The 25,458-nt window shown below is 64.8% G+C and carries 26 protein-coding genes; 16 read left to right on the top strand and 10 right to left on the bottom strand.

Going from position 1 to position 25,458, the window contains the following annotated elements:
* Nucleotides 1-333: 333 nt before the first annotated feature.
* Nucleotides 334-4,857 carry a PDDEXK-like endonuclease domain-containing protein gene (locus U1763_RS03000; RefSeq protein ID WP_332754047.1) on the bottom strand — a complete coding sequence of 1,508 codons (4,524 nt, stop codon included), beginning with the start codon at nt 4,855-4,857 and terminating at the stop codon, nt 334-336.
* A gap of 195 nt (nt 4,858-5,052) precedes the next feature.
* On the opposite strand from U1763_RS03000, the gene U1763_RS03005 reads away from it, so the two are divergent.
* The 11 genes from U1763_RS03005 to U1763_RS03055 are packed head-to-tail and all read left to right on the top strand — an operon-like array spanning nt 5,053 to nt 15,051.
* Nucleotides 5,053-5,637, top strand: coding sequence for a TerD family protein (locus tag U1763_RS03005; protein WP_332754048.1), 585 nt, complete (start codon nt 5,053-5,055; stop codon nt 5,635-5,637).
* A gap of 23 nt (nt 5,638-5,660) precedes the next feature.
* On the top strand, nt 5,661-6,842 hold the full coding sequence (locus tag U1763_RS03010) for a TerD family protein (RefSeq protein ID WP_332754049.1): 1,182 nt from the start codon (nt 5,661-5,663) through the stop codon (nt 6,840-6,842).
* Nucleotides 6,843-6,882: 40 nt separating this feature from the next.
* Nucleotides 6,883-8,004: a DUF475 domain-containing protein gene (locus U1763_RS03015; RefSeq protein ID WP_332754050.1), complete on the top strand. Its 1,122-nt coding sequence runs from the start codon at nt 6,883-6,885 to the stop codon at nt 8,002-8,004.
* Nucleotides 8,005-8,032: 28 nt separating this feature from the next.
* Nucleotides 8,033-8,611: a TerD family protein gene (locus U1763_RS03020; protein ID WP_332754051.1), complete on the top strand. Its 579-nt coding sequence runs from the start codon at nt 8,033-8,035 to the stop codon at nt 8,609-8,611.
* A gap of 25 nt (nt 8,612-8,636) precedes the next feature.
* The gene (locus tag U1763_RS03025) at nt 8,637-9,212 is read left to right on the top strand and encodes a TerD family protein (RefSeq protein WP_332754052.1); all 576 of its coding nucleotides are present in this window, start codon (nt 8,637-8,639) and stop codon (nt 9,210-9,212) included.
* 21 nt (nt 9,213-9,233) lie between these two features.
* Nucleotides 9,234-10,370 (top strand): trypsin-like peptidase domain-containing protein, encoded by a 1,137-nt coding sequence (locus U1763_RS03030; RefSeq protein ID WP_332754053.1) that lies wholly within the window; start codon nt 9,234-9,236, stop codon nt 10,368-10,370.
* A complete protein-coding gene (locus U1763_RS03035) occupies nt 10,364-11,485 on the top strand; it encodes a phosphoribosyltransferase domain-containing protein (protein WP_332754054.1) in 1,122 nt (373 codons plus the stop codon). The genes U1763_RS03030 and U1763_RS03035 overlap by 7 nt, the downstream gene beginning before the upstream one ends.
* On the top strand, nt 11,482-12,231 hold the full coding sequence (locus U1763_RS03040) for an HAD family hydrolase (RefSeq protein WP_332754055.1): 750 nt from the start codon (nt 11,482-11,484) through the stop codon (nt 12,229-12,231). The genes U1763_RS03035 and U1763_RS03040 overlap by 4 nt, the downstream gene beginning before the upstream one ends.
* Nucleotides 12,221-13,333, top strand: a complete 1,113-nt coding sequence (locus U1763_RS03045) for a cysteine protease StiP domain-containing protein (RefSeq protein WP_332754056.1) — start codon at nt 12,221-12,223, stop codon at nt 13,331-13,333. Before U1763_RS03040 ends, U1763_RS03045 begins: the two co-directional genes overlap by 11 nt.
* Nucleotides 13,330-14,247, top strand: a complete 918-nt coding sequence (locus tag U1763_RS03050; RefSeq protein ID WP_332754057.1) for an HpcH/HpaI aldolase/citrate lyase family protein — start codon at nt 13,330-13,332, stop codon at nt 14,245-14,247. The genes U1763_RS03045 and U1763_RS03050 overlap by 4 nt, the downstream gene beginning before the upstream one ends.
* Nucleotides 14,248-14,259: 12 nt before the next feature.
* Nucleotides 14,260-15,051, top strand: coding sequence for an AIM24 family protein (locus tag U1763_RS03055; protein ID WP_332754058.1), 792 nt, complete (start codon nt 14,260-14,262; stop codon nt 15,049-15,051).
* Nucleotides 15,052-15,057: 6 nt separating this feature from the next.
* On the opposite strand, the gene U1763_RS03060 is transcribed toward U1763_RS03055, so the two are convergent.
* From U1763_RS03060 to U1763_RS03070, 3 genes are all read right to left on the bottom strand, one after another.
* Complete coding sequence (locus U1763_RS03060; protein ID WP_332754059.1) at nt 15,058-15,564, bottom strand: hypothetical protein; 507 nt, start codon at nt 15,562-15,564, stop codon at nt 15,058-15,060.
* A 40-nt stretch (nt 15,565-15,604) separates the two neighbouring features.
* Entirely contained in the window at nt 15,605-16,486 is an 882-nt protein-coding gene (locus U1763_RS03065; RefSeq protein ID WP_332754060.1) for a toxic anion resistance protein, read from the bottom strand.
* 527 nt (nt 16,487-17,013) lie between these two features.
* Nucleotides 17,014-17,250, bottom strand: coding sequence for a hypothetical protein (locus U1763_RS03070; protein WP_332754061.1), 237 nt, complete (start codon nt 17,248-17,250; stop codon nt 17,014-17,016).
* Nucleotides 17,251-17,385: 135 nt separating this feature from the next.
* On the opposite strand from U1763_RS03070, the gene U1763_RS03075 reads away from it, so the two are divergent.
* Genes U1763_RS03075 through U1763_RS03085 form a run of 3 tightly spaced genes read left to right on the top strand, consistent with a single transcriptional unit; the run spans nt 17,386 to nt 19,333 of the window.
* Nucleotides 17,386-17,595: a hypothetical protein gene (locus U1763_RS03075; protein ID WP_332754062.1), complete on the top strand. Its 210-nt coding sequence runs from the start codon at nt 17,386-17,388 to the stop codon at nt 17,593-17,595.
* Complete coding sequence (locus tag U1763_RS03080) at nt 17,592-18,068, top strand: LexA family protein (protein WP_332754063.1); 477 nt, start codon at nt 17,592-17,594, stop codon at nt 18,066-18,068. Before U1763_RS03075 ends, U1763_RS03080 begins: the two co-directional genes overlap by 4 nt.
* Nucleotides 18,065-19,333 carry a Y-family DNA polymerase gene (locus tag U1763_RS03085; RefSeq protein WP_332754064.1) on the top strand — a complete coding sequence of 423 codons (1,269 nt, stop codon included), beginning with the start codon at nt 18,065-18,067 and terminating at the stop codon, nt 19,331-19,333. The genes U1763_RS03080 and U1763_RS03085 overlap by 4 nt, the downstream gene beginning before the upstream one ends.
* Before the next feature lie 399 nt (nt 19,334-19,732).
* Here U1763_RS03085 and U1763_RS03090 read toward each other — a convergent pair whose 3' ends face one another.
* The 4 genes from U1763_RS03090 to U1763_RS03105 form a co-directional block, all read right to left on the bottom strand.
* A complete protein-coding gene (locus U1763_RS03090; protein WP_332754065.1) occupies nt 19,733-19,918 on the bottom strand; it encodes a hypothetical protein in 186 nt (61 codons plus the stop codon).
* 68 nt (nt 19,919-19,986) lie between these two features.
* Entirely contained in the window at nt 19,987-20,163 is a 177-nt protein-coding gene (locus U1763_RS03095; protein ID WP_332754066.1) for a hypothetical protein, read from the bottom strand.
* 10 nt (nt 20,164-20,173) lie between these two features.
* The gene (locus tag U1763_RS03100; protein ID WP_332754067.1) at nt 20,174-20,830 is read right to left on the bottom strand and encodes an SOS response-associated peptidase family protein; all 657 of its coding nucleotides are present in this window, start codon (nt 20,828-20,830) and stop codon (nt 20,174-20,176) included.
* 30 nt (nt 20,831-20,860) lie between these two features.
* Nucleotides 20,861-21,193 (bottom strand): hypothetical protein, encoded by a 333-nt coding sequence (locus U1763_RS03105; protein WP_332754068.1) that lies wholly within the window; start codon nt 21,191-21,193, stop codon nt 20,861-20,863.
* Between the two features lie 280 nt (nt 21,194-21,473).
* Between U1763_RS03105 and U1763_RS03110 the strand changes: the two genes are divergently transcribed.
* Nucleotides 21,474-21,806: a hypothetical protein gene (locus tag U1763_RS03110; RefSeq protein WP_332754069.1), complete on the top strand. Its 333-nt coding sequence runs from the start codon at nt 21,474-21,476 to the stop codon at nt 21,804-21,806.
* A gap of 65 nt (nt 21,807-21,871) precedes the next feature.
* Here the strand turns inward: U1763_RS03110 and U1763_RS03115 are convergent, their stop codons facing one another.
* Together U1763_RS03115 and U1763_RS03120 are read right to left on the bottom strand one after the other, a co-directional pair.
* Entirely contained in the window at nt 21,872-22,564 is a 693-nt protein-coding gene (locus U1763_RS03115) for an IS5 family transposase (RefSeq protein WP_332754070.1), read from the bottom strand.
* Between the two features lie 47 nt (nt 22,565-22,611).
* Complete coding sequence (locus tag U1763_RS03120) at nt 22,612-23,862, bottom strand: reprolysin-like metallopeptidase (RefSeq protein ID WP_332754071.1); 1,251 nt, start codon at nt 23,860-23,862, stop codon at nt 22,612-22,614.
* A gap of 193 nt (nt 23,863-24,055) precedes the next feature.
* Here U1763_RS03120 and U1763_RS03125 point away from each other — a divergent pair, with 193 nt between their 5' ends.
* A complete protein-coding gene (locus U1763_RS03125) occupies nt 24,056-25,429 on the top strand; it encodes a hypothetical protein (protein WP_332754072.1) in 1,374 nt (457 codons plus the stop codon).
* Nucleotides 25,430-25,458: the final 29 nt, after the last annotated feature.

Below are 25,458 nucleotides of genomic sequence, written 5' to 3' on the forward strand. Positions count from 1 at the left end.
GACCACTGGACCAAGACACCGGCGGTACTGGTTAAATCGCAGTTTTTAGCCCGTACCTCCTGCTAGTCAGGTTCGGGACGATTGTGCCGAACCTGTAACGCCCTGCCGCAGCGTGCGCGATATTGGCGATCGCCGTTCGATGCGGACGATTTGAAGTTGGGCACCTCCAGGCTTGGGGGCCGCGCAATGAGCGGGTCGGCGCACCACCGCGGGTTTGCGCGGTCATGGACCCACATGATGACGCTTGAGAAACTCGCGACAGGTGCAATCGCCGGCAGGTCCATCATCGGAAGCTTCGTGCTCCATGCAATGGCTCACTCCTGGGGAACTGGATCAGAAGGGATCCGCATGTACGAGCCACGCGTAAGGTACGGGGTCGGTCTGCAGAGGCGTGCCGCGCCAGCGTCTATGTTCGGTATACCGGCTCGGAGGCGCACCTTCCGCGCCTGCTGGCTCGATGCCCCGGTCCGTGAGGACGGCGATCAGTTCCTCCATGACGGCACGACGCTCTCTGACGAAGCGGGACGCGAAGCATCGCCAAATGGTCCAGCCTGCCCTTTCCAGCATGCGTTGGCGCGCCATGTCATCCGGCCATTGCTCCGGACCGTGGTACCGATCGCCATCGCATTCGATTGCGAGGCGACGGTCGTTTCCGCCTTCCACGACGAGGTCGATCCGCTTCGTTCCCACAGGAACCTGCGTGTCTACGCGGTAGCCGCGCTCGACGAGAAGATCGTACATTTCGGTCTCGAACGGCGACTCGCACCGCGCGCGCCGATCCTGCGTCAGCGTCGTGTCGCCGGCGAACGGGGCCTGAAAATGCTCGATCAGGCTACGGCGAAGCTTGTCGGATGGTCGCAAATCCTCCAGCTCGACCGATCGGACGAGCACCATGCGGTCGCGTGCGCGCGACGCGGCGACGTTGAAGCGCTGGTCGTAACCGAGTCCCGACAAGGCACTGCTTCCGCGGTCTGCGACCAGCGAAATGAACATGATGTCGCGTTCGTCGCCCTGAAATGCGACCGGCTCACCAACACGGATCTTGTGCCGCAGCATGATCTCGGAGCCTAGCACCTGCTCGATCGCCTTGAGGATCGCCATGGCCTGCTCCTGTCCAAGCAGGGTCGTCACCCCGATCGAGCGTGACGCCATCGCCGGATCGTCCGCGATCCGCCCGATCGCGTCGATGATGCAATCCACTTCGAGAGGATTGACCTTTCCTTTTCGAAAACCGTCCTCAACCAGAATGTCAACGAGCGGCGGATCGAGGCGCTCAGATGCGGACGGCAACCGCAGAGGTATGAGTTGATGGCTGTAGAACTGCGCCTTCGAGTATTCGATGATTGGAGCGACGCAGCGAAAATGCTCCTTCAGTAGTATCGCCCCGCCCGCGAACACAACCGTACCCAGGTCATAGAGCGACTTCTCCTCACGTAGCGCAGCGCGGTAGTCGGACACCTGACCACCCAGATGACGGTCTGCCAGCTGGTTCATCCGCGCCTCCTCACGAAACCCAGCGTCGGGGCTGACCTGTCGATCGTCGCCGACGATGAGCACCTGCCGCGCGCGCAGTAGCGCCGGAAGGGCAGCCACGGTCGATTGCGACGCCTCGTCGATGATCACGAGATCGAACAGGCCGAGTTCGGCCGGGAGCGATTCCGATACGCGGTAGTGCGGCATGATCCAGCACGGCAGCGCGTTCTTCGCACGATCGGCGGCGGCGCGGGCGTCCGCGCGATAGCGACCGGCACGAACGCCCGTTCCACGGCCGAGCTTGCGCATCGCCTGGGCGTAGGCCGCCAAAGCAGCCCGGACCTGATCGCTCGCCTTCTCGGCGAGACGGCACCAAGTCCGGATCTCGATGGCCTCCTCGTAGGTGCGCTGAAGCTGGTCCTCGTGTTCGCGCCGCTCTCGACCCAGCACACGCAGACGGTCGTGCCGATCGATGCGCTGCAACCAAGTAGCCAGACGACGCAAGGTCCACCGCTCGCGCCAATCGCCTGGAGTTAGCGGATCCTCCTGTCCCTGAACAGGCTCGCGCCGTAACCGCTCAGCCCATAGCGGAGCACCGCTCTCCCTCACCAGCAAGGTTATGGCCTTGATGTCCGCGAAGGCTGGCACCAGCGATCGGAGTACTTTGGCCTCGCCCAACGCCGCAACCCAGCGTCGTTCTAGAAGGACGGCATCGACATCGGCTTCGCCGACGATTCCGAGGATCGCCAGAAACTCTTCGCCGCACGGTCCTTGCATGCCGCGGGCAATCGCGAGCAACCGCTCCCGTTCAGCCGTGGCAGCCGACAACCGCGCCAACTTCAGATGCTGCTCAAGAAGTTCGATCAGCCGATGAGTGGCTGCGTCGTCATTGATCAGGCGCAAGCGCCATCCAGGGATCGTCGCGCGCGTTGCGGCTTCGAGCTGTCGTTCGCCGATGGCTCGCGCGCGCAGAGCAGCTAGCTGGGAAAGCTGTCGGCGCATCCCCTCGGCAGCACTCGGTTCGATGGAGACCGCGCCGTCAAGCCCGGCCACCGCGCCCGCGCTGTTCCATGCAGCACACAACCGCACCGCCCGGTCCGCCGCGATCAGGTGACGCTCGACCTCGGACCATTCCTCCGGTCCCGTCGGGGCTCGTCCCGACAAGCGGACCGATGCGATCTGGTTCTTCAACTGCCGCGCGAACAGGTTCTGGAAGAGACCGAGGTCATCACCTGCGGCCAGCTTGCTCACGGCCTCGCGGAAAGCAGGATCGTCACCACTGCCTTCCGGGACAGCGACGGGTCGCACGAGGAAATGGCGCCCCTCGTTCGCTACGCCGTTCACCTCCTCCTCTAGACCCGAAAGCGCCGTCAAGGCAGGGTCGTCGCCGTCCGCAAGCCAGCGTGCCAACGCGGCGTCCGACCACGAGAACCCGTCATTGGCGATCGCCGATCTGGCATCGACCATCGCTTCCGCCTGCGCTCTGAGAGAGCTGACCGTCTCAGTTCCTAAACCCCTAGCGAGCGCACGTTCTCCACCCGTGGCCTCACCGATCGCCGAGGCCTCGACAAGATCTTCATGGATGGCGACGATCTCATGGGCGCCGGGAAGGCAGTCGGGCGGTGGCGACGCATCCAACAGACCTATCCGCTCGCCAGCGTCCTTCCGCGCGGCGCGAAGGCGGACGATGCCCGCATCATCGAATTTCGGTTCATGCGACTCGATCGCGTCGAGATCGTCGGGAAGCCAGTCGGCGAGTTCACGTGCGGCGACGACGCGCCGCGCGGCTTCCGCCGGGTCCACGGGCAACCCGTCGATGGTGACTGGGCTCATGGCACTACGGCCGATCTCGTCGACCTGCCGATCGACCGAGGCCAGGCCGCGGTGCAGGGTCTCTATGCGCGCATCAAGCATCGCGATCTGGCGACCTGCCTCGACAGGCCGCGTACGATGCAGACGGTCGGCGATGATGTCGACCGACTCCTGGAACTGCTTCAGGCCATCTCTGTCGCTTTCGAGGAGGCTCACCGCCAGCGGCCTGACGGCCGCCGGAAGCTTGTTCCTCAGCACCTTGAGGGCCGGTGCCTTCTGCGACGTCACCAGCACCCGTTTGCCCAGAGCCAGATAATGGCTGATGATGTTGGCGATAGTATGGGTCTTTCCGGTGCCGGGCGGTCCCTGGACGACCACACCGGGTCTGGACGCGAGCCGCTGGATAACTTCGACCTGCTCGCGGTTGAACGGCATCGGAAAGAAGAGGTCTGCCCCCGATCCGTCGGACGACGTGACGCCCGGCACTGTCGAGACCCCGCGGTAGACCGGATACGCTTCCGTCGTCGCCGCGTCGGCTGGCGGCTCTATCAGAACACGCACCGCCGCAGGCAGATCCTCCACTTCCTCGACCTTATCGATCTCCGCCTTGAACCGACGAAGATCGTCCATCAGCTGCGTGGCGCTGCGGGTCCGCTCTATCAGGACCCAGCGACCGTCCACCTGAAGAGTCTCTCCGACCGGAGCGTGCCGCTCTCCCATGTCGGGGAGATGTTGGCCATCGGAGTCCAGAAGCGCGACCGCCCGCCTCAGAACAGGTGCGAAACTCTCGGGATCGAACGGCGATAGACCCTCCCCTTCGAGGGAATTGAGATAGCGCTCGGTCCAGGTGTGCCACTCGTCGACGGACGGCGCGTCGAGCGCGTCGAGCGGAGAAGTCTCGATGGAGGGGGGCGCTTCGCTTCGCGGTCGTACATCTATCCTGTGCGATACCTCGTCCAGCGTGAGTTCGACCTGAACCGTGAGCAGCGGGTGGTGCAGACGGCCAGCGGGTCTGGTCCACCGGGCGATGCCGATCCCCCATGCGAGCTCGACCGGCTGCTCGGAGCCGCCGTCCAGGGTCTGACGCAACGCGAACAGGCCGTTGTAGAGGTCAATCGTCTGGCGACGCGGCCGTTCCTCCAGAGCCCATGCCGACCAGACCTCGCGCCGATAGCCTTCGAGTGCGGTCTCCAGTCGACCGCGATCCGGGTGATCGGCAAGTCTAACCGTCAGCGCGTCGTTCTGCATCGGCGCGATTGCGGGCGCGAGCTCGCGCGGCACTTCGGCCCTAAGAGCCGGCGGGGCCGCGACATCGTCCGTGACATTGAGCCATGTCCGCAGTTCGGCGTCATCGGGTACGGGCGGAGGCCGGCGGACGAGCCTGTCCACGCTCAACCAACGATGGTCATCGCCATCGCGAACATTGACGAGGACCCCCGGCAGCAGGATCACATCGTCCCCTGCGCGGCGAAAACCACGATAGTCCGCAACGTCCAAGACCGTGCGCAGACGATCTCGTTCGGTCGCTTCGACATACTCGATAAGCGCCTTAAGTCGGTCACGTTCGACCATATGTACCCTGCAATCCCTCGTCGCGCTTGTTGCGCCATATCGCGTCACGTTCCCCCGAACGTCAATCAATCAACGTGATACCATGGAGAAGCATCCAAACCGGTTCGATCTAATTAACATGGTTGTCACAGACGCAGTGCATCGACAGTATCCGAGTTTCGCCAGTTGAGGCGCAAGTCAGGGAGCGGGGGCCAAATGGTTAGTTTGCAGAAGGGTCAAACCGTTCGGCTCGAGAAGTCGGGCGGCGGAACGCTCACGCGGGTCGCGATGGGTCTGGGTTGGGATGTCCGCAAGGCGAAGGGTCTGCTCGGCATGTTCGGCGGCGGCGGTAGCGGCGACATCGATCTCGACGCTTCGTGCCTGCTGTACGACGCCGACCGCCGCCTCGTGGATGAGATCTGGTTCCGGCAGCTCGCCAGCAAGGACGGCAGCATCGTCCACAGCGGCGACAACCGCACGGGCGCCGGGGACGGTGACGACGAGACGATCAACGTCGACCTTTCGCGCCTGCCCGCCTCGGTTCAGACGCTGGTCTTCACGGTAAACAGCTTTCAGGGCGACACCTTCGATCGGATCGCGAACGCCTACTGCCGCCTGATCGATCTGACGAACGGCAAGGAGCTTGCGCGCTACGACCTCACGGGCTCGGGGTCGCACACTGGCCAGGTCATGGCGAAGCTCACCCGCGGTGCCGGCGGTTGGGACATGAAGGCGCTGGGCGAGCGCACCACCGGCCGGACATTCCACGACATGACGGGCGTGATCGAAACCACCCTGTAGAATTCAATCCGGGAAACCCGCACATGTTGGAACTGCAGCAAGGCGGCAACGCCGCCGTTGCCGACGAGTATGCGACGGTCGCGTTCTCGTGGACCGTCCAGGCAAATCGGGACGTCGACGCCGATGCGTCCGCCTATCTCCTGACCGCCTCCGGCAAGGTCCGTGGCGACACCGACATGGTGTTCTACAACCAACCCGAAGCCAGCGACGGCGCGGTCCTGTTCGACGCGTCCGTCGGATCACGCGGGGGGTTCAGGGTGGACCTGTCGAAGTTGACCAGCGACATCGAGCGCATCGTGTTCTGCGTCACCATCCACGAAGCGCAGGCCAAGAGCCAGACGCTCGCGTTGCTCGTCGGCGCCGAAATCGCCGTGGGGTCGCGCGCCGGAACCACGGAGCTTCGATACGCCCCCGCTCTCTCGAGCGCGACCGAAGCCGCAATGGTCTTCGGCGAGCTCTACCGCCGGAACGGCCAGTGGAAGTTCCGCGCGGTCGGACAGGGTTTCGTCGGCGGCCTCGCCCCGCTGGCGCGGTCGTTCGGCATCGAGGTCGCCGAGGACGCTCCAGCGCCGCCCCCACCGCCGGCACCGCCGCCGCCCGCGCCGCCGGTGCGGCTCAGCAAGGTCACGCTCGACAAGCCGGGGCAGACCGTCAGCCTGGAGAAGAAGGGCACCAGCTTCGGCGAGATCACCGTCAATCTGAACTGGTCGCGCGGTCGCAAGGCGTTCTTCGGCGGTGGCACGGCGATCGACCTCGATCTAGGTTGCCTCTTCGAACTGGCCGACGGTCGCAAGAGCGTCGTGCAGGCACTTGGCAACGTGTTCGGGTCGTTCGCGAACGCGCCCTACATCGCCCTGTCGGGCGACGACCGGACCGGCGACGTCTCCCAGGGCGAGACGCTCCGGATCAATGGTGCGCACTGGAGCGAGATCCGACGCATCATCATCTTCGCGAACATCTACGACGGCGTGCCGAACTGGCAGCAGACCGACGGGGTCGTCACCGTCACCATGCCCGACCAGCCGCCGATCGAGGTGCGCATGACCGAGGGCCGGAATGATCGGCGTCTGTGTGGCGTGGTGCTCATCGAGAACGACGGAGGCCAGCTGAAGGCCACTCGCATCGTCGAATACTTCCGCGACCAGCAGGTGCTCGACGAACGGCTCGGCTGGGGGCTGCGCTGGACAGCTGGTCGCAAGGATTGATGTCCGCTCGCTACAAGCCTGCCGGTCAACGGGGAAACTGATGTTCAAGTACTTCAAGGGATCGTTCGCCTTCACGGCGCTCTGTCTCGCACTCGGCGCCTGGCTTGGCTGGACTAGTACGCACGACGTGGCGGGTACGCTCGGCATCCTGTGGATCGTGCTGGTCCTGGGCGTCCTCGAGGTGTCCCTGTCGTTCGACAACGCGGTCGTCAACGCCACCGTCCTGCGCGACATGACGCCCGTCTGGCAGCGCCGCTTCCTGACATGGGGCGTCATAATAGCGGTCTTCGGCATGCGGATCATCTTTCCGCTCGTCATCGTGGCGATCGCCGCGCGACTCGGACCGATCGACGCGGTCACGCTCGCGGCGACCGATCCGGTCGCCTACGAACGCATCATAACGGGGGCTCATGTCGGCATATCCGGGTTCGGAGGCGCCTTCCTCGCCATGGTCGGCCTCACCTTCTTCCTGGACGAGGACAAGGACCTGCACTGGATCGGGGCAATCGAACGTCCGTTCACCGGTCTTTCGCGCATCTCGGGTCTGGCGATCGGCGTCGTGCTGCTAGCCCTCTACGGCATATCCCGGTTGATCGGGCCGGCCGACGCGATGACCTTTCTGACATCCGGTCTGTTCGGACTGGTGGCCTACATCGCCGTTCAGGCGATCGGTTCGGTGCTCGAGAAGGACGAAGAGGATGAGGGCGCATCTGGCGCCCATGCCGGAGCCGCCTTGACGGGCGCCGTCGCGAAGGCTGGCCTGGCGTCATTCCTGTACCTGGAGGTGCTGGACGCGTCCTTCTCGTTCGACGGCGTGATCGGGGCCTTCGCCCTCTCGAACAATCTTTTCGTGATCGCGCTCGGCCTCGGCATCGGCGCGATGTTCGTGCGGTCCATGACCGTGATGCTCGTCGACCGGGGCACGCTGACCGAATACCGCTACCTCGAACACGGCGCATTCTATGCCATCATCGCCCTCGCGGCGATAATGCTCATCTCGGTGCGCTTGGAAGTCCCCGAGACCGTGACAGGTCTCATCGGCGCCGCCTTCATCGGATTGGCCTTCATCGCCTCGGTTCGTGCGAACCGTGGCGAGCCGGTGGAGATCCCTCTCGAGGACGCCACGCCCACCCTGCCGACGGGCGAACGCCTCAAAGTTTGACCAATGCTTGAATAGGAGTGGAACACCCATGTCTGTCAGTCTTTCGAAGGGCGGCAACGTCAGTCTCTCGAAGGAGGAGCCCGGCCTCACCCGGATCCTCATCGGGCTCGGCTGGGACACGCGCACGACCGACGGCACCGACTTCGATCTCGATGCCAGCGCCTTTCTCCTCGGAGCGTCCGAGCGCGTGCGCGGCGATGCCGACTTCATCTTCTACAACAACCTGCGTTCCTCCGACGGGTCAGTCGAGCACACCGGCGACAACCGGACCGGCGAGGGCGATGGCGACGACGAGGCGCTGAAGGTCGATTTGGGGACAGTGCCGGCGGAGATCCAGAAGGTCGCCGTCACCGTTACCATCCACGACGGCGAGGCCCGTCGCCAGAGCTTCGGCATGGTCTCAAACGCCTTCATCCGCGTCGTCAACGACGTGACCGGACGTGAGATCGCGCGCTACGACCTATCGGAAGACGCCTCCACGGAAACCGCCATGATCTTCGGCGAGATCTACCGCCACAACGGCGAGTGGAAGTTCCGCGCCGTCGGCCAGGGCTACAAGGGCGGCCTCGCGCCGCTCGCACGCAACTTCGGTGTCAACATCGGCTGAAGCCGAAACAGATGGGATCAGGACAATGGCAGTATCACTCTCCAAGGGCGGCAACGTCAGCCTCAGCAAGGAAGCGCCGGGCCTCAAGGCCGTGCGCGTGGGTCTCGGCTGGGACACGCGCGTCACGGACGGCAGCGCATTCGATCTCGACGCGAGCGTCTTCGTATTGAACGAAACCGGCAAGGTCCGGTCCGACGCCGACTTCGTCTTCTACAACAACAAGAACGGCGCCAACGGTTCAGTCGTCCATCAGGGCGACAATCTCACCGGCGAGGGCAGCGGAGATGACGAGGTCGTCGCCGTTTCGCTCGACCAGATCCCTGCAGACATCCAGAAGCTCAGCTTCGCCGTGACGATCCACGAGGCCGACGGCCGCCGCCAGAACTTCGGCATGGTGTCCAACGCCTTCATCCGCGTCCTGAACGCGGAGGGCGGTGCCGAGATCGCGCGATACGACCTATCCGAAGACGCATCGACCGAGACCGCGATGATCTTCGGCGACCTCTACCGTCATGGCAGCGAGTGGAAGTTCAAGGCGATCGGTCAGGGATTCGTCGGCGGCCTGGGGCCACTCGCCCAGTCGTTCGGCGTCAACATCTGACCATTCGGAGCCGGCCCTCTCATGCGTGACCTCGTCGCGGGCGAGCGGGCCGGCCTTTCCGATGCAATCAGCGTCGGGGTGGACGAGGCGGCACCGCTCGCGTTGATCGCTTTGGATGCGATGCGTGCGGCCTCGCCGACGTTCCCACCCATGGACGCCACCAGCCGCGAGATGCGCCCCGCGGCACATTTCGTCGAGAGCGGCCGGCTCGAGCTCCGGCTCGACCTTCTGCCGACGAGCATCGAACGGCTGCTTCTCGTCGCCTACGACACCGGCAGCCGTGCTCTGCGGCGGCGGATCACGACGTCGGCCGGCGATATGCGCTTCACGGTGGATCTGTCCGGCCGTGAAGACGCAGCCGTCATACTCGTCGAGATCTACCGGCACCGCGGCGAGTGGCGTCTCGCCGCGAACGGCCAAGGTTTCAGCAGCGGACTGGTCGCGGTCGCCGCGGCACATGGAGTCGACCTCGGCTGGGCGCGCCGGCTGGGCGGAACAGAGACGCAACCGACCGAACGCCCGACTCCGCGCGTCGGGGCGATATCGTCGGGAAGCGGCGTGGCAGTCGACCGCAATCATGTCCTAAGCAACGCGCACGTCGTCGAGGACGGAGGACCGATCAGCCTTCTCGTCGGGGGGAGACCGCTCCCGGCCGACCTCGTCTTCACCGATCAGCGCAATGACCTTGCCCTGCTGCGTGTCGATGCGGTGCTGCCTAGCGTCGCACGCTTCCGATCGAACCTGGATCTCCATCTTGGAGAGGACGTCATGGTGCTCGGCTTTCCGCTACAGGGCCTGCTGGGCACCGGACCACAAGCCAGCACCGGCAACATCGCCTCCCTTTGCGGCATGGGGAACGACAGCACCGTCTTCCAGTTCACCGCACCGATCGCCAGCGGCAACAGCGGCGGTCCCATCCTGGACACCGCAGGCCGGCTCATCGGCCTAGTGAGCTCGTCGCTCAATCTCGATCGCATCCGCGATGTCGGCGCTAACGCACAGAACATCAACTTCGCAATAAAGGGCGCCGTCATTCGCAGCTTCCTCGACGCATTCGGCCTGGAACCTCAGACTTCCGACAAGGACGATCCGCTCGGCGGCGCGGCAATCGCACGACAGATGCGAGACGCGATCTTCCGGATAACCTGCGCATGCTGATGGATCATGCCGTCAGATCGGCGGAGCGGACCGTCAATCTCCCCACGGGGACGCTGCGCATCGCGGTGGACCGGGCCGACTGGCCACTGGACGAACTGTGCGACTTCGCGGCGCGTGAAAACCCGAAGCGTGGCTTCCTCGTCGTCTCTCGCGTACTGGGCCGGCATCTTCCCGCCGCGCCTTCGACGATGCGGCGCAGCGTCAGAGATCTGGCGTCGCAGATCCCCACCGATCTTCCGGGCCCCGTCATGGTAGTAGGCCTCGCCGAGACCGCCGTCTGCCTCGGTCAGACACTTCATGAGGAATGGCGTAGGCATTCCGGTCGTGACGACGTCGGGTTCGTCCACTCGACCCGGCAGCTCGTAGACGCTCCCCTCCTCTGCCGGTTCGAGGAGCCGCACAGCCATGCCTCGGCCCATCTGATCTATAGACCCAACGCTTCTGGCATCGACACGCCTCGCACCATCGTACTCGTCGACGACGAGGTTTCGACCGGAACGACGCTGCGCAATCTCGCGAACGCCCTCGTGGATTGCTGGCCACACGTCGAACGCATCGTGGTCGCGACCCTCACCGACTGGTCCGCGGACGCGACTTGGCGGACAACGATGCCCCGCCCCACGGACGTTTTCTCGCTACTGAAGGGTGCATTGCACTGGACCCCGGGGGGCGCCCCTTCGCACGACCCCACGTTCGAGACGAACGCGGGTTCGCTCGGCCGGATCCCGATCCATACGAACTACGGACGGCTGGGCCTCCGTACCGCGATCTCCGTTCCACCAAGCGATGATCTCCCGAGAGACTCCGGCCCCTTGCGGATCGTCGGGACGGGCGAGTTCACCTACCTGCCCTTCCTCCTTGCAGAACGTCTTGAAAGCGCCGGCCGCGACGTGGTCGTGCAGGCGACCAGCCGAAGCCCGGCCCGGCTGGGTGCGGCCATGGGAAGCAAGCTGTGCTTCGCCGACAATTACGAGACCGGCGTCGGCAACTACCTCTACAATGCGGATTCGGAGGACGGGCGCCGGACATGGATCTGCCGCGAGACGCCGGCGGGAAGCGTCGATAGCGCGCTGATCGCCGCGTTAGATGCGGACGTCCTGGGATGGGGCCGATGACGCGCGCGATAGCCTTCGTCGATCTGGACGACACGCTCTTCCAGACACTCGGCAAATGTCCGACCGACATCGCTCCGGAGCGGTTGACCCCGCTCGGCTTCACACGCGACGGCGATCCACTCAGCTATGCGACACCTAGCCAGATGCGCTTTCTCGAATGGCTCTCGGAGACGACCCATCTGATTCCGGTCACGGCACGCAGCCTCGATGCCTTGAGGCGCGTGCGGGTCCCGTTCGCGGCGGCCGTATGTGCGCACGGTGGCGTGATCCTCGACGATGACAGCGCCGTCGACCCCGCCTGGGCGACGGAGATCGCGGCCCACGCCGCGCGTCATTCCGAAGACCTGTCCAACTTCGTCTCGGCGATCGCCGCCGAGGCGGATCGTACCGGCACGCCGATCAACGTCCGCGTCCTGACGGAAGAGGACACTCCGCTCTACGTGCTGGCGAAGCATGCTACAGCGGATGCGGCGGCGCTCAATCGGGTCGTCGATGCCGCGGTGCCGAAGGTCCCCCAAGGATGGACGGACCACCGCAACGGAAACAACATCGCGCTCATGCCACCGTATCTGGGCAAGCAGCATGCGGTCGCACGGCTCCTGCCCGCCCTGCGGGCGCGCTTCCCCGACGCACCCGTCATCGGGATCGGCGACAGTCGCACGGACGCGCCGTTCATGGCGCTATGCGACTACGCGATGATGCCGACGAAATCACAGCTATCGGGAGCGGTTCTCGGTGGTCGCTGAGCTCGTCGACGGTGTCCTTTCCCGGCCAGACTTCTCGGGCAGCTATGCCAACGAAGACGTCACGTTCCTACTCAAGCCCGTCACGCTGGAAGCCACCGACGTCGCGACCAAGGAGCAGTTGATCCAGTCCGGTCGCCGGCACTATTCCGAGATGATCGCGCCGGAAGCCGTTCCCGACGATGCGTATCTCGCGCTCTACGACGCGGCGCTGGCCCGAAACCACGACCGGCTTGCCCAGGACATCTCAAGCCTCGCGGCCCATCTCGCCACCCGTCGCCCCGGACGCGAGATCGTCATCGCCTCACTGGCTCGTGCGGGCACGCCGATAGGGGTGCTTCTTACACGAACGCTGCGGGCTGCCGGCCACCTCGCCGCCCACTATTCCGTCAGCATCATCCGGGACCGCGGGATCGATCTCAACGCGCTCGCGCACATCGCCGCCCGCCATGATCCGGATGACGTCGTCTTCGTCGACGGTTGGACCGGCAAGGGTGCGATCGCGCGCGAGCTGCGATCGAATCTTCTGCATCGGCCTTGCGGCTTCAGCCCGGTACTTGCCGTCATAGCCGACCCCGCCGGACAGGCCGACATCGCTGCGACCGACGACGACTATCTCATTGCGTCGGGCCTCCTGAACGGCATCGTGTCCGGCCTCGTCAGCCGATCCATCCTCCGCCCCGACCTCGTCGGCGCCAACGACTTCCATGCGTGTGTGACCTACCCGCACCATGCGGGCGCGGATCGATCCCGCGCTTTCGTCGATGCCGTCGCGCCGCTCGCGATCGCCAAGCCCCCTCGCCCCATCGACGGACACGCGGCGAACATCCCTTCTCTTCGCGCCTCGGGAACGACAATGCTCGCCGATCTGCTCGCTCTCGCGGGAACGCGGGATCCCAACCGCATCAAACCCGGGATAGCCGAGGCCACGCGCGCGCTGCTGCGTCGAGTACCCGAACGCCTTCTGCTGCGGGACCATCTCGATCCGGACGTGCAGCATCTTCGCCATCTCGCGGACGCCGCCGGAATCGAGGTCGAACAGCTGAGCAACGACAGCCGCTACCGCGCCGTCGCGATAATAAGAACACTGGGGAGCGAATCTTGACGATCACAGCGGCATCGCTCGGCGCGACCCTATACATGCCCTGCTCACGACACGACGCGATCGAGCGCCTGTACGGCGTAAACCGTATCAGAGGACTCAGATCCGCGGTCCTCTGCCTCGAGGACTCGGTTCTCGAACGCGAGGTACCGCTCGCACTCGGCAACCTGGGGTCCACTCTGCGGCGTCTGCCACCACGCGAAGCGAACCCTGACGGACCGCGCACATTCGTCAGGCCGCGCGACCTCGGCATGCTGGACCGCATCCTCCACATGCCGGGTATCGAGCGCATCGATGGCTTCGTCATCCCGAAAGCCCACGCCGACAACATGCCTGGCTTCCTGTCACTGCCGCTGCACGACCATCATCGCCTCATGCCGACGCTCGAGACCCGCGAGGCCCTCGACCCTTTCGAGATGCGGCGTCTTCGCGATCAGCTGCTTGGCGTCCAGGACCGGATCCTCGCCCTGCGCATCGGCGGCAACGACCTGCTGAACGCCATGGGACTGCGACGCCCAGCCGGACGCACCGCCTACGACAGTCCGCTCGGTCCGGTCATCGGATCACTGATCGCGACATTCCTGCCGTGGGGCTTCGCGATGAGCGCTCCGGTGTTCGAGCGCTTCTCCGACGTGGCATTGCTCCGCGAGGAGGTCGCGAGGGACATCGAGCACGGCCTTGTCACGAAATCGGCCATCCACCCCGATCAGATCGCGGTGATACAAGGAGCCTATGCGGTGCCCCGCCAGGAGGTCGAGGAGGCGCGCCAGATCCTCGCACCGGACGGCCCCGCCGTCTTCGCGCGCGATGGGGTCATGTGCGAACCCGCGACCCATCGTGCCTGGGCCGAACGCCTACTTTCGCGGGCGTCGGCCTTCGGCGTCGCCGAACCGATGCCGCTGCCACTTCGAGCGTGATGGAGAGCTGAGATGGTCGAATACCGTACCAAGATCGACGAGCAGGCAAGCACCGGCGTCCGGTTCGAACTGTACCAGTTCGTTCGAAAGAGCCATGCACTCGGATCGCCCGTCCACCTTCCGAACGCCGCCCCGAATGGTACGGCGGCGACGATCCACCTGCACCCGCCGCATCCGTCGACCGCTCGCCAACTTCGGATCGTGCTCGACGGCGGTGCTGCGTTGCTTGAACCCGGGGCGCTCCAGTACGCCAAGGGTCGTCTCCAGGTAGAGGTCCAGAAGAACGCCGGCGCCGGTGGCTTCTTCGCAAGGGCGATCACATCCGCGGGCACGGGGGAAAGCGCGTTCGCGACACGCTACTCCGGGCAAGGCGAGGTGTGGACCGAGGCCACACCCAAGCATTTCATTCTGGCATCCATGGATGGCCCGCAGGATGCGTTGATCCTCGACGACGGCGCCTTCTACGCCTGCGACGCCAACATCGTCGTATCGACGCACGTCCACCGGTCCGTCCAAGGCATTCTGTCGGGCAACGGCCTGATGCAACCGAAGCTCACAGGTGCGGGCGCGTTCGTGGTTGAGGCTCCTGTGCCGGTCGACGAGATCGAAGTGATCGAGCTCGACGGGCGGGACGAGCTCATCGTCGATGGCGACGTCATGCTGATGTATTCGGCAGGCTTGCAGGTCGAGTTGCGTCCGCTGGTCCGTGGTCTGCGCAACGCAATGCGGACTGGCGAAGGTCTGGTGTTCGTATTCAGTGGCCGTGGAACGGTGTGGCTGACGCCGACCATGAGGCTGGGATGACGACGGTCATGGCGCGGGGTCACCGCCGCCGTACCGATGCTCAATGAAGCGCAGATTGTCGGCGAAGCTGTCGATGTCGTCCTGCGCCATCGTGCTGGACAGCGTCTCGAGCCTCTGGATCATCTTATCGACCGCCGCATTGAGATTGTAGCTCGCGGACTTGCCAGTCTTGCGGAATATGTCGGCACGATGCGCGGCCGGGATCTCGGCATAGCTTGTGACGAGCTTCGGCAGGTGGGTGTCCCGCATCTGCCTGACCTCGGTGAGCGCCGAGATCATAACCGCATCGTCCAGACTACGAGCTTCGATGTCCGACGCGAGCGACAGCAGTCGAGCCACTCGCGGCCGAGTCGTGTCGGGCAGCCTCAGGTCCTCCGGCTCGATCGTCGGCGCAGTCCGTACCGGTTCGATCGCGGCTTCCGGCTCGGACGCCGCCGGCCCCGCCAACCAATTCGCCACCCGATCTAAAAATCCCGACACGACCGGCTTCCGTTCGACAAACCTGTGAAGCACGATGGTACTCCATGGCGGATCTGAAAAGCCAGCACCGCTTCTAGCGCGTCCCGCGATCCGACATCGCTGCGATGGCGGTCCTGGCCTGGATCAGCGCGTCCTCGAGCATCCGCTTGGCATGCCCCGACCCGCCCGCCGTCCCGGCGCTCGCGCCATCGATCGTCTGCGCGAGCGAAGCGCCCTGCCGCGCGATGAGCGTACCGTCTGCCGCAGCTCGCCGTGCGGCCATCGCGACCTGCAACGCCGAAATCGTCGCTGTGCGCGCCCGCTCCAGTGCGGCGCCGAGGGTCATCTCGTTCGAGATGATCATATCCAACGTCATGATGGCCTGCCGATGCACCGCAAGCTGGGTCAGCACGGCACGTCGACGATCGAGAAGGGCGGCGGACGTCTCTGCCTCGATCCGGGCCGCCTCGTCGCCGCCTTGGTCCCGCAGCTCGCGTACGGCGGCTTCGACCACGGGTCCGAACGCACGTATCAGATGTACCGCATCCTCCAGTGCATAATCCAGGACTACGAACCGCTCACGATCGGTCTGCAGGCTGATCATTCGTCGCATCAGGACATCGCGTTGACGATCGAGCCGCTCGATGAGCGCCGCCAGGTCCGACGCGGTTGGCGGGTCCGCGTCGGGTCGGCGCGCCGACCACCAGTGCGTCCGAACCTTCGGCGGTTCGGTCAACGCGGCCGCGAACCGTTCGATATCCGCCAGTATCCCCTCGGTCGACGCCGGCTCCACGGATCGCGACGTGCGAGCCGTGGCGTCCGCGGCGTCGCGTATCGCGTCACGTCCTACGCGTTCGAGGGCGATGCTCCCTCCGGGCCGCATCCATGCCCGAAGGTATTCGCGAGCCAAAGCCCGCATCGCCTGCTCCCGATCCGGCGAGCTGATCACGATCTCCGAGGTCACGTCGTTGGCCATGCAGATGCTCTATCCGACATCCGGCGGCGCTGATCCACTACCAACACGCGGGACAGGCGCTTCGGATCGACGATGCAGCAGCGACCCGCGCCCCCACGGCCCAAATGCTCACCCGCACCCACCCATTCGATACTATCGCCAATAGCGGTCCCAACGAACCGCGGCGCCGGACGCGATCGCAGCGCAAGATAGTGATCGACCGTCTGGCAGCGTGCACCGAGCGACAACGCGACCATAGCTTTTGCCCGTTGCCTCGCATCGCAGCGTTTTGCGCAGCACGAGCCGCTCGACGATCTGCTGGCTGCGATTAGCGGCGGCGTTGTCGCAACGGTAGTGAGCGCGGCGCGGATCTGCCACGCGGCAAGGTGACGCGCTCTCGAAGTCCGGCGCCTGCACCCCTGCGATCCGAACCTTGATGCCGTTCGAGCACCACAAAGGGCCATCGCCATCGTGGACGCGGGTCACAGTGCAGGAGAATGGCGCCGTTGGCATTCCTGCCTGAAGGGCAACGATTACGAACAGCACGACTAAGCGGCCATCCAGTCGCTCTCTGCATCATCGATAGCGGCGAAGGCGTCGCCATCGGCCTGCTGCTTGCGCAGATGCGCCCGCACCGCTTCGGGATCGCCGTTCTTCGGGAATGTCCGATCGGCACGCGCCGCGTCGGCTATGCCATCGACCCAATCGCCTCGGTCCCGCTGTGACAGCAACCACTTCCCGAACGCGGGCTTCGGCTCCTGCTGGTCATCGTCGTATTCGGCCATGATCGTGTCCTTCGAATCGTCGGCCGACCAATCGCATCATGTCCGTGTTCTTGCAATGTTCTTGCGAATCAATCCGGATCGCGCCTAGCTATGACCATGCCGCTCACGGCGGCTCGACATCTATGGAGCAACGAAATGCAGCACGATCTGCGGCTTAGAGCGGCTGCCTGGGCGATTTACGACGACGTCTATCCGCCCATGCGCCCCGTGGCATTCAGCTTCGACGAGGCCAAACGGTTCGGGACAGCTGGGTACCGCCAAGCCGTCGGTGCCGCGCCGGATGCCCGATCCGTTCTGGCCGCTCGGCACGATCAGCTCCTCTTCGCCGCGATCCTCCGGCCGTGATCTCGTGGAACCCGGAGCGCCCGGTCGTCGTCCCTCTGCACCGTCATGACGATGCGCTACGACTCCACGACGTCCCGTTCGAACTGGTGCCCTGTGAGGTGCCTTTCTTCCTCGTCCACACCCCTGCCGGGTTCCCGTCGCCTGCGCAGGACGACATGCAGGAACCGATCGACCTTGGCGCCTGGCTCGTCGAGCATCCAGCCGCCAGCTACATCATGCGCGTCGAGGGTCGATCGATGTCAGGCGCCGGGATCAACGACGGTGATCTGATCGTCGTGAACCGCGCCAAGAAGCCCAAGGCCGGTGCGATCGTCGTGGCGCTGGTGCATGGCGACCGGACGCTGAAGCGCCTGCGCTACGTCGACGGCCGGCATTGGCTCGTGCCTGAGGCCGAAGGGTTCGTAGACATCCTTGTGGACGAGCACGTCGAGATCTGGGGCACGGTCGTCGGCGTCGCGCGGAAGATGGCATGAGCCCGCCGATCGCCCTGATCGATTGCAACAACTACTACGTCTCCTGCGAGCGCGCCTTCGATGCCAGTCTGGTAGGGGTCCCGGTCATCGTCCTGTCGAACAACGACGGTTGCGCAATCGCACGATCGGCGGAGGCCAAGGCGCTCGGCATCAAGATGGGCGACCCCATCCACCACCTGCGCGACAAGGTGAAACGGCACGGCATCCAGGTTCGGTCGTCGAACTACGCTCTCTATGGCGACATGCAGCGCCGGGTGATAGCCGCCTGCGAGTCCTTCGCCCGTGATTTCGAGATATACTCGATCGACGAGACATTCCTGGATCTCGCCGGCTTCGAAGGGCGCGATCTTGTGGCCCACGCGAACGCGATGCGTGCCCAGGTCCAGCTATGGACGACGATACCCACGTGCGTCGGCATTGCGGAGACCAAGACGCTGGCGAAGCTGGCGAACGCGGCTGCCAAGAAAAACCCGCAGTTCGACGGTGTGGCCGATCTTCGTGACGACAACGTACGGCGCGATGTGATGCATGCCTTCGCGGTTGGTGACGTGTGGGGCGTCGGCGGAGCGACGGCTCGCAAGTTGACCGATCTCGGCATCCACACTGCCGGTGCCCTACGAGACATGCCGATGAAGCAGGCGCGCGCCGTCGGAACGGTCGTCCTTGAGCGACTCGTGGCCGAACTGCGTGGCGTTCCGTCAAATGCCGTCGAAGCAGTCGAGCCCCGCCGAAAGGGCATGGCCGTCACCCGGTCATTCGGAACGCCAATATGCGACTTCGAACGGATGATGGGAGCGCTGTCGCAATACGCGCTGCGCGCTGGCGAGAAGCTGCGATCACACGGGTTGGTCGCGGCCCGGCTGACCGCGTTCTTTCATACGAACAAGCATAAGCCTGACCGGCCCCAGTACGGTGCATCGCGCATGGTGACCCTGCATCCGATGACGAACGACAGCCTCGAGCTGATCGCAGCGACCAGGCGGGGCGCTGAGAAGGCGTGGCGCGATGGCTACGCCTACACGAAGGCTGGCATCATGCTCGACGACCTGCTGCCCGAAGACGAGCGGCCGCGCACGCTGTTCGAGGAGGATACGGCCAAGCGGGACCGGCTCATGGGCGCGCTCGACGCGATCAACGGCAGGTTCGGCACGTGGACGGTCGTGACGGCGTCACAGGGGTTCAAGCGGGAATGGAAGATGCGTTCCGAGATGCGTTCGCCCGCATGGACGACGGACATAGCACAGGTGCCGACGGTCCGAGCCTAGCGACAGCATCGCATATTGCGTTCGGCCAGAAGTCCCACGAGTAAGTCGCGATGAACCACGCCAGCAACATCGTCCATTGCGACGGCCCCGACAGTCCGCACGCATTCGACATCGTTCCGCTTCAGCCCCGCAAGGGTAGCCTGGATGCCATGTGCCCGACCTGCCAAGGCAGGGGACAGTGGAACACTGAGATCGATCTCGTCAGCTTCCGTTGCAAGCGTACGGCATGCAGTCGTTGCCTCGGCGCGGGGTGGGTCGAAACCGGGTCCGACCCCATCGGCCTTCCGGACATCGAGATTTCACCGGGAGGGTTCCCTCAATGGACACTGCGATACCAGCCCTCCGACGACGCGTCCCCGGTCGATCCGGAGGCCCCCGGCCTATCGCAAGGATGACATGTCATCTGCCTGGATCAGGTGCTCCGAGCTTCGCAGCGATCCGCGCGACCTCCCCGTCGCTTGGCACTTCCAACATTTTCACGCCGGGCAGAAGTGCCTCGTCGGGAATGCCCGGTGACGTGCCGATGATCGCCTCGTCGATGGTCCGCTCGTTGGCACCGTCCGTGATCTTCTCTCCGTTCGCCATGTCAGTTTCCTCGCCGGTCAAACGCACGGAATGCGTCGCGGAGCCGGACGACCGGTGACGTGCCGGTACTAATGTCGGGTTGCGGCAGCAATGATGTCGACCGCAGCCGCGACCCGGCGCCAGTCCTGCGGACTTGCGGTGTCGCGAAGAACGTCGAAGAACCTCGCCGCGAAATGTTCAGGATCGTCGTCTCCGAACGCCGCTGCTATCGTCGACGCCTTCTCCCAGACCTCGCGATCGGACATGACCGGCCGTTCAGACAAGAATGTTGCCGCCACGGGTTGGGAAGACGGGGCCACGTACGGACATCCGATCCGCCGGATATGGCCGTTGCAAGGCTAGCACGTCGTCGTAGCTGCCCGTCAGCCAACGCTTGTGATCATCCGGCCGAAGGATCGTGATCATCGCCTTGGGATGGATCGGCGCCACCAGTTCGTTCGCATCGCAGGTGACCATCGCGAAGTAGCGTCGGTCACCGACCTGTCGCCAGAAGCCCGCGATGGCGAACACGGGCAGATCGGTGACCGCGAACCACATTTCTCCCTTGATAGGCTTCTTGCCGTCGCCGAGATCGGTAGGCTCGCGTGCCCACTCGCAGAACTCCGTCAGCGGAATCAGGCACCGGTTGGCGTGGTCGCTGACGAGCGAGCGCCATTGCGGGAGATGCAAAGTGCGCACGTTCGTCTGCGCAACCTTGCGACCAGCCTGCTTGGCCTGTCCCGCCAGAACGTCCCACTCCATGACGTCGAGCACAGGGCGAACGCCTTCGTTCCGCACGACATACGCTCGTCCGAACGGGCGCAGCTCCTTCGGATCGAACCGGTTGTCCATCGGCTTCCCGGCCAACCATTCCGCCCCGAAGCGCTCGACTATGGTCTCGGGTTCGCCGCTGAACCGTGCTCGATTACACATGCCAGATTTCCCGGTTGGCGCTCGGTCTGTTCATTCATCGAGGTTCCGACGCCGCATTTCATCGCGGAGCGCCTCGGCGGCGAGATCGCCAACCTCCCCTTGTGTCTGTTGGTACGCAGCCAGAAGTTCGTCGTCGGTCGCGCTGGCCAGAAGCCCTTCGGTCTGAGCCTTGAACGTGTCGACTTCCTCTGCGGCCACGTCCGCGGCTTCGTCGGAGGAGACGTCGCCGTTCGCCAGATCAGCGGCAGGCGCCAGCACGGCGTCCTGCTTGAACATCTCGAACGCCTCCGCTGCCGCGTTTCGTTGCGCGATGAGCGAGCGAAGCTGGCCAAGGAGGTCAAACTGGGGTTCGGTGTTTTCCATGGCCAAACCTAAGCCAGGTTCCCCGGCGCATGCAACATGACGCTCTCGCGCCTGTGGCTCGTCAAACGTTGACGCGACCGACAACGCAGCCAATCGCGATCACGGCGACGATGACCGCCCAGCCCTCCCACGTTCGAGGCGACCAACCGATACCGACGACTTTCGGCTGAAACCATTCGCGCGGATGATTCATGACGGCTCCGGTACTGGCGGGACCCGTCGGCCTGGCCTTCCGCTTAATGATCTGAGGCAATACATCTGTGTAACGGAGGACGCCAGCATGCCCGCGAACATCATGAAGGTAGACGACCAGGCGAAGATCGACCTGTTCCAGGAGATCATGCCAATAGTCATGCAGTACCTTGCTGCGAACTCTCCCGATCAAGCTTTGATCGCCGACGACATCATAGACTTCTACGCGCTGTCGATCGCGTCGGTTATCCAGAACGACACGAACCTGACGACCGCGCAGTTGCAGCGCAAAGGCGTGGATGCGGCAGGCAAACACATTGCGCACTGGGTCCGGCTTCTGAAGCTCGATCACGCACAACGCGGCGCATCGCTGCTGGCAATGACGATGGGCGCGGTCGCTTCGCAAGAGACGGAGCAATGACGCCCGCCGCACCGGACTAGTCGAACATTCGTTCGTCGCGGAGCCGATCACGAGCGACGTCACGCCTACCCTTGCGTTACGGCGATGCCTGACCTCGCGCGAAAGGTCGAGACCGGCCCGTCGACGGAAGCCTTGGGGATCCGCGTCCACGCCGCAGGCTTTCTTCGGCATCGTGAACGTCTGGCGCCCCGCGCCTCGGCATCCCGTGCGCGATGCTCATGGATAAGAGGGTAGATGGAGTTGCTTTCGAATGCCTTGTCCGCGATCAGCCCGTCGAAGCCGATGCCGTCGATGAGCGGGGGCACCTCTACGCTGTCGAAGCGCCGACCCGGCATCAACCGGAAGCGGACCAGGTTGCCCAGCGCGTCGGTGAGCGCCAGGATCTTGGTCGTCATGCATCCTTTGGAGCGGCCAATGGCCTGGCTCTGAGCCCCCTTTTGCGACCTGTCCGTGGCGGTGGACCTTGACGATCGTCGCGTCGACCATGGCGTACTCCAGGTCAGGCTCATCTGACAGCGCTTCGAAGATACGCTTGAAGACATCACCGCCCGCCAGTCGCAGAACCGCCTGATCGCCGTGCTCCAGTTGCCGAACCGCTCCGGCAGGTCGCGCCACGGACTGTCCGTACGGGCAATACACATCACCGCCTCCATGAAGAGCCGGTTGTTCGCGCCTCTACGTCCAAGGTCGCCCACCTTGCCAAGGCAGTGTGACTTCATCTTCGCCCATTGGGCATCCGTCAGTACGTCGCGGTCCATCCGCAGCGTGGATCACGTCCGCTCAACTTTTTGAATCCCCACAGGCCCTAAAGCGCCTCTCCGAACGTCGAGGCGATCGGTGCGCCCGCGCGGACGACGCGGGCATTGTCGTGGCTGCCGTCGCCTACCGGCACATTCCGGTACGTGACGGCCACGTCCGCGCTGGAGAAATAGGGTATCCGCTGGCCGGCCACGCTCTTGCGGACCATGACCGTCTTGTATTGCCTGGGCGGAGCGCCGGCTGCGAACGCATGGCCCTGTCCATATGGTCGCCTGGTGACGCACGGCGATTCATGGCAGGCTCCGAGATTGTGTCCGATCTCGTGCAGCAGCGTCCAGGTCGACGCCGCCACCTGGTAGTATACGACATTATAGGCGGCGCGTCCGAACGTGGCCCGCGGCGGCTCGCCGATGACGTTCGCCAGTCCGCCCAGAGAATTGTCGGCGACCAGCAGCGACACGATGTCGGCCTTGTGCGTCTTGCGGAGGGCGTGAAGGCCCTCGAGACCTGGGGCGATCCCCTTCTCCAGTTGCGCGAGCATGACGTAGAAGGGGTCCGCGCCCGAGGGTTCGGCGTAGCCCGGCAGCAGCGCGCAATGGACCAGCTTGAGCCGGACGTCGAGACCGCTGTTGGCCAGAACCTGATTGCCGCGTGCAACGGATTCCAGGGCCCTCGCCCTTACCGCGTCGTCGGTCTTCAGCCTGTCCCTCGCGGCCGGCGTGTAGACGACCATCAGGTCGATGACGACCGCCTCTGCCGCCGCGTCTGCCCCTCCGTCGTCGGCTGACGCCCCGCTTTCCGAACCTTCGTCGTCGTCGGACGATGCGGCGTCGGGGACCCCGCAATCCGGCAGCAATCCTTCGTCCAGCTTGCGGGCGACGTAGAGATCGGATTCCGGATTCCGCACAACCACTTCGAATAGGCCGTGCTCCAGCGAGTTGAGCGTGAGCGCAAACGTCTCGCCGACCATGACCATCGTCAGCCAGCTGTCCTGGTCATCCTCCAGACGCCCGAGGACGACCGTGTCTCCGTTCTCGGTCCGAGGCTGCTGCAGGAGGGCGATCAGCTCGATCGGTTGCTCGCCGAGCGCACCTGATCGCAGAACCCCGAGCCGGTCGGCCGGGAAGAAGTTCAGGTGAACACGGCGCAATGCCGCCGCCGGCGATCCGCGAAAGGACGTCTGGCTGATCCGAACCAGTCTTGCCCGCAATCCGTGGGGACCTAACAGGTCTTCCGCAGATTGATGGTCGTCCCTTTCCGGTACATTCTCGAAGAGATCGTCGACCTCGCCGTTCACGGCCACACCCTCCCAGATAGCGGATGGAACATGCTCTGCCGGCCGGAGCGAGTCGACTCTCTTTTTGTCCAAGTGGACAGCAACGCCCGGTCCACGCGGCCGCCCGACTTGCGACGCGGGGGGGTTTATGCAAACTTCGAAGGGGACGATAGCGTCGGCCGTGTCTGCTTGCGAAATTCTGCGCGGGGGTATGATGACCGAACACGATCAGGCGTCAGTTGAAGGCGAGCTTCTTGCTCCACCCAGTGAAGCTGATCTTTGGCGCCTGCAGAGCGCCAAGGCATCATCGGCGCTGGACTTCGCGATTGCTTTCCTGGGATGCCGGATGGGTCCGGCCAACAATCAACAACTTACTAGCAATGCGCGCAATCGGCTTCTGGATATCCTGCGCGCCGTATCCATCGTCGAAAGCCGGCACGGCACCGTCGGCGCGCAACAACCCGCGCGGGATCCCATACAGACCGGCAACCCTGCCGACAGCTGGTGGCGGGAGCTGACGGGCCAGTCCGGCAACTCGTCCAGATTCGTGCGCGGGCCGGGCCTGTCCAACCTCTGGTCGAACGAGATCGCGGCCGAAGCCGAAAGAAGCGCCGGATTCGATCGCTCGGCATCGCTAAGCCTGCTGACCAACCGCAACAACGGCCACCGCGACGCCGCGTTCGCACCGGCACACAGCTATGTCTGGGGCGTGCTGTACCTCCTGCACCGGATAAACTCCGCAGCTGGCGCTCCCACCTTTGCGTGCGGCGACCTGTCCCGCGGTCGCCTCATCAACGGTGCGGTCACCTACAACGGCGGCGGCGTCCCCGACTATGAGCAGCGCATCGTGCAGGCCCTGGCCGAGTTCGGCGGGCTCGCGGCTCTGCTCGACGACGTGACGGTCGCGTTCACACCCGTGCCTCAGCCTGAACCGGAACCCGAGCCCACTCCGGTCTTCGGGCTTTCGCCCGTTGCGGCGCTTGCCGCGATGGTGATCGCCGCCGTCGTCGCCCTGTCCCTCGGCTGGTTCCGCTTCGGCGCCTTCGCCTATGTCGACGACTTCACCACCGAAGCGCCGCGGATCGTCACCACGCTGACGGTGATCGCCCTGTTCATGGAGCGTGCGCTGGCCGCGATCAACGCGGCCTGGCTCGGAAGCGAAACCCGGAAGGCCCGCGAACGGCTGCGCGCGGCAGAGGATGCCGGTGCCTCGGAGCCCGGCGACCGCGCCGAATTGAAAGCCGCAGCGCGCGCGAACGTCGATGTGGAGACGCGGCGACAGCGCCTGCGGGTGGTTCTCGGCTTCGTGCTCGGCCTAGTGGTCAGCGGCGCCGGCGTGCGGACTCTGGCACCGCTCATCCAGATCGCGGGCGAAACGGCAACGGGTCAGGCCGTTCCGGGCGGTCAGCTGGCCCTTCTCAATTCGGTCGATATCCTGCTCACGGCGGGACTGCTCGCCGGCGGCAGCGAGGCGCTCGCCAAGCTCGCGGAGCTCATCCGGGCCGCGGTGGATTCCACGATCGCCCGCTTCCGGATCACGCAGCGCGCGCTGCGCCGGCGCATGACGATTGAACAGGAACAAGCGTGAGCGCCGGCGCGACGACGGGGGCCCGGGCC

This window comes from Sphingomonas sorbitolis (genome assembly GCF_036663875.1).
Classification (GTDB): Bacteria; Pseudomonadota; Alphaproteobacteria; order Sphingomonadales; family Sphingomonadaceae; genus Sphingomonas.

Coding starts and splice junctions, on each gene's coding strand:
- U1763_RS03000 (WP_332754047.1), bottom strand. CDS start 4,857: ATGGTCGAACGTGACCGACTTAAGGCGCTTATCGAGTATGTCGAAGCG.
- U1763_RS03005 (WP_332754048.1), top strand. CDS start 5,053: ATGGTTAGTTTGCAGAAGGGTCAAACCGTTCGGCTCGAGAAGTCGGGC.
- U1763_RS03010 (WP_332754049.1), top strand. CDS start 5,661: ATGTTGGAACTGCAGCAAGGCGGCAACGCCGCCGTTGCCGACGAGTAT.
- U1763_RS03015 (WP_332754050.1), top strand. CDS start 6,883: ATGTTCAAGTACTTCAAGGGATCGTTCGCCTTCACGGCGCTCTGTCTC.
- U1763_RS03020 (WP_332754051.1), top strand. CDS start 8,033: ATGTCTGTCAGTCTTTCGAAGGGCGGCAACGTCAGTCTCTCGAAGGAG.
- U1763_RS03025 (WP_332754052.1), top strand. CDS start 8,637: ATGGCAGTATCACTCTCCAAGGGCGGCAACGTCAGCCTCAGCAAGGAA.
- U1763_RS03030 (WP_332754053.1), top strand. CDS start 9,234: ATGCGTGACCTCGTCGCGGGCGAGCGGGCCGGCCTTTCCGATGCAATC.
- U1763_RS03035 (WP_332754054.1), top strand. CDS start 10,364: ATGCTGATGGATCATGCCGTCAGATCGGCGGAGCGGACCGTCAATCTC.
- U1763_RS03040 (WP_332754055.1), top strand. CDS start 11,482: ATGACGCGCGCGATAGCCTTCGTCGATCTGGACGACACGCTCTTCCAG.
- U1763_RS03055 (WP_332754058.1), top strand. CDS start 14,260: ATGGTCGAATACCGTACCAAGATCGACGAGCAGGCAAGCACCGGCGTC.
- U1763_RS03065 (WP_332754060.1), bottom strand. CDS start 16,486: ATGGCCAACGACGTGACCTCGGAGATCGTGATCAGCTCGCCGGATCGG.
- U1763_RS03070 (WP_332754061.1), bottom strand. CDS start 17,250: ATGGCCGAATACGACGATGACCAGCAGGAGCCGAAGCCCGCGTTCGGG.
- U1763_RS03075 (WP_332754062.1), top strand. CDS start 17,386: ATGCAGCACGATCTGCGGCTTAGAGCGGCTGCCTGGGCGATTTACGAC.
- U1763_RS03085 (WP_332754064.1), top strand. CDS start 18,065: ATGAGCCCGCCGATCGCCCTGATCGATTGCAACAACTACTACGTCTCC.
- U1763_RS03090 (WP_332754065.1), bottom strand. CDS start 19,918: ATGGCGAACGGAGAGAAGATCACGGACGGTGCCAACGAGCGGACCATC.
- U1763_RS03095 (WP_332754066.1), bottom strand. CDS start 20,163: ATGTCCGATCGCGAGGTCTGGGAGAAGGCGTCGACGATAGCAGCGGCG.
- U1763_RS03100 (WP_332754067.1), bottom strand. CDS start 20,830: ATGTGTAATCGAGCACGGTTCAGCGGCGAACCCGAGACCATAGTCGAG.
- U1763_RS03105 (WP_332754068.1), bottom strand. CDS start 21,193: ATGGAAAACACCGAACCCCAGTTTGACCTCCTTGGCCAGCTTCGCTCG.
- U1763_RS03110 (WP_332754069.1), top strand. CDS start 21,474: ATGCCCGCGAACATCATGAAGGTAGACGACCAGGCGAAGATCGACCTG.
- U1763_RS03115 (WP_332754070.1), bottom strand. CDS start 22,564: ATGGACCGCGACGTACTGACGGATGCCCAATGGGCGAAGATGAAGTCA.
- U1763_RS03125 (WP_332754072.1), top strand. CDS start 24,056: ATGACCGAACACGATCAGGCGTCAGTTGAAGGCGAGCTTCTTGCTCCA.